At 42.3% G+C, this 2588-nt stretch carries 2 protein-coding genes; both read right to left on the bottom strand.

What is annotated here, in order from left to right:
* Positions 1–84: 84 nt before the first annotated feature.
* Positions 85–864 carry an ATP-binding protein gene (locus DXA57_RS17035; RefSeq protein ID WP_117768433.1) on the bottom strand — a complete coding sequence of 260 codons (780 nt, stop codon included), beginning with the start codon at positions 862–864 and terminating at the stop codon, positions 85–87.
* A 12-nt stretch (positions 865–876) separates the two neighbouring features.
* Positions 877–2364: a Mu transposase domain-containing protein gene (locus DXA57_RS17030; protein WP_243005830.1), complete on the bottom strand. Its 1488-nt coding sequence runs from the start codon at positions 2362–2364 to the stop codon at positions 877–879.
* Positions 2365–2588 lie beyond the last annotated feature (224 nt).

The following is a 2588-nucleotide window of genomic DNA, read 5'->3' as shown; positions in this document are numbered from 1 at the left end:
TGCATATTACGCAAGAACTGCGCATCCGTTCCAGAGGAACGGAGCGCCATTCCGCTTCAAACTGAGCAAAGCTCAGCAGGTTTATTAGTTACCGTTGTTTACTCTACGATCCCTGCCAGGAAATTCAAGACGATATGCCTTGGATGTCATTCGGCTTAAGCAGGCATCTGCATAGGTGGAATCTCCAAAAAGTTGATACCATCCGGATACTGGAATCTGTGAGATAATAATAGTTGCCTTGCGGCAGTCTCTGGACTCAATGATTTCAAACAGGTCGCGGCATTTTTCGATATCCAGATCCATTAAGCCGAAATCATCTATCACCATGAGATCATAAGCGGCCATTTCATTCGAATACTCGAAGTAATTACCTTCCCGCCTGGCATGATCTGATTCCTTTAAAAGAGTGTTCGCACGTATATATTTAACAGTACGATTCTGATGCATTGCTGTGATACATAAGGCGCAGGCGATGTGCGTTTTCCCAGCACCGGCCCCTCCGGTCATCAGTAGGTTATTCGGCTCATCGATCCAATCACACTTGGACAGAAGTTCTATGACGTGTGTATTCAGCTGACGTTCTGGATCATAGATTGAACTGTCAAGATCTGCTGCAGGATATTTCAGGGACGCTTTCTTCATGAGACGTTTAAACTTTTTACTCTCACGCTGATCCCACTCATGATTTACAATATCAGCAAAGCGGACTTCAAATGGTTCGAGACCTGTGTTTGGTTCCAAAAGCTGCTTTTCAAAGGCTTCAGCCATACCGGACATACGGAGTTTATACAGTCGATCCATGAGTATGTTCTGTTCCTTTGTGAGTTTATCGTTATAAAGATAGTCTTTTAATCTGTATGCCATAGTATGTCACCCTTATTTATAGTAGTCCTTTCCTCTGATATTTTCATGATTAGGCAGTGTTCCTGGTGAATGCTCGGGGAGTTCCTTCACATCCATCTTTTTTAGCATCTGCTTGAAGGTAAAATATTTACAGGAATTGATCTCTATACATTTATGGGCAACTTCTTCAGCAGCACCTTTCGGGATTGTTTTTACTTTATGCAGGATACCTGCACAGGCATTATAAGACTGCTCTTCATGTTTTGATGATTTTAGGAGTCTGTCAATCAGTTCTGACATTGCAGGACCAATGGCAGAAGCCCAGCGACGGTAATAATTACCATCCTTTGAATTGACTTCTTTATAATAAAGGTGTTCTGGCGGCATATGTTCATCTACTGTGATATACAGCGGAAACTCTCTATAAGACCGCTTATGTGTACAGATCAGCCGATTATATTGATCACAAATCCTGATCTCCGATGCAGTTGCCTTCAGGATTGCAGGCTTGCCACAGTAAGAGTACAATACGGAGTAGTAGTGGCCGTCATACTCGATGTGGTAATTGTTGGGAACTTTTAAGACCGCTTTATAGTCGCAAGCCGTGTAACATCCGCCTGGCAGTGGTTTCATACATGGTTTGTCATACTTTTCGAAAGCATCCAGTCTTGAGAAATCCTTTCCTTGAAAAGATCGTTTATTGAGGACCGCTACTATTTTTTTGATATCAGCATTCAGGTCTTCAAATGACACATATATCTTTTCTTTTAATTTCTCAACCAGATGTGTTTCAAGATAACGTACATGATTTTCAACTGTAGGCTTGCCTTTCGGCTTTCTAGTGGGTGGCGGAAGAACTATAGTTTCATAGAAATCTTCCAGATCTGCAAAGGTAGACTGCAGGATAAGTTCATCTTTTGTGTGTTTGGTTACAGCAGTTCGCAGGTTATCGGGCACAAAGTATTTCGTAACAGCACCATAAAACGAAACAGCATGGGCGCAGCCTTCTATAAAACATGGGAGTTTCTCATTTGGAAAAGCTTCTGCATAGATTAGGCTACTTACTCCAAGCGTGGTCGCAAAAATATGAACCTTGTTAATCTCACCTGTTTCAGTGTCTGTTAAAAGTTCCGGCTGATCACCAACCCAGTCGATATACATCTTTTCACCCGGGATTCGGTTTACAGCCATTGATACTTTCTGAGCACCATATTTTTCCGCTATGAATCGGTTGAAGTATTCATAAAACTGTGACTTCTCATAACCATCAGGATTCTTTTCTTTATAATCCAGCCAGCAGAACGAAATGTTCATGCGGCTTCCTGGTGTATGGATTCTGGCATAGTAATACTGGAAATCTGGAAGAGGGATATCTTTCCTCTGTAGATTTTTCTGCGGATAGAAAAGGTCCTCAACTTCCTTAGGTGTCATCATTCGGAGTTCCTCGATCGGGATCCCGTTGGCATGATATCGGCTCATGATCAGATTTAATGTACCTGAGCCAATCTTGTAACGGTCCATAACAGACCTGGTCTGGCATCCATTCAAACGCATCTGGATGGAGCCGATAATCGTGTTGTAGTTTTGCATAGTTATGCCTCCTTTCGCAATCATTTGATGACTACGAAAGAACTATAACACGTTGAAAACTTATTGATCAGCTGAAGCGGAAATACGTTCAGCTACATCCGGAAAGACCGATCAGTTCTTAGCGGAATGCGTGGTCAGATGAGCCGGAATTTGCA

Origin of the sequence: Blautia sp. OF03-15BH, assembly GCF_003463065.1 — a bacterium.
Taxonomy (GTDB): Bacteria; Bacillota; Clostridia; order Lachnospirales; family Lachnospiraceae; genus Limivivens.
The sequence above is the reverse complement of the archived record's forward strand: the minus strand, read 5'-3'. Positions and strand labels throughout refer to the sequence as shown.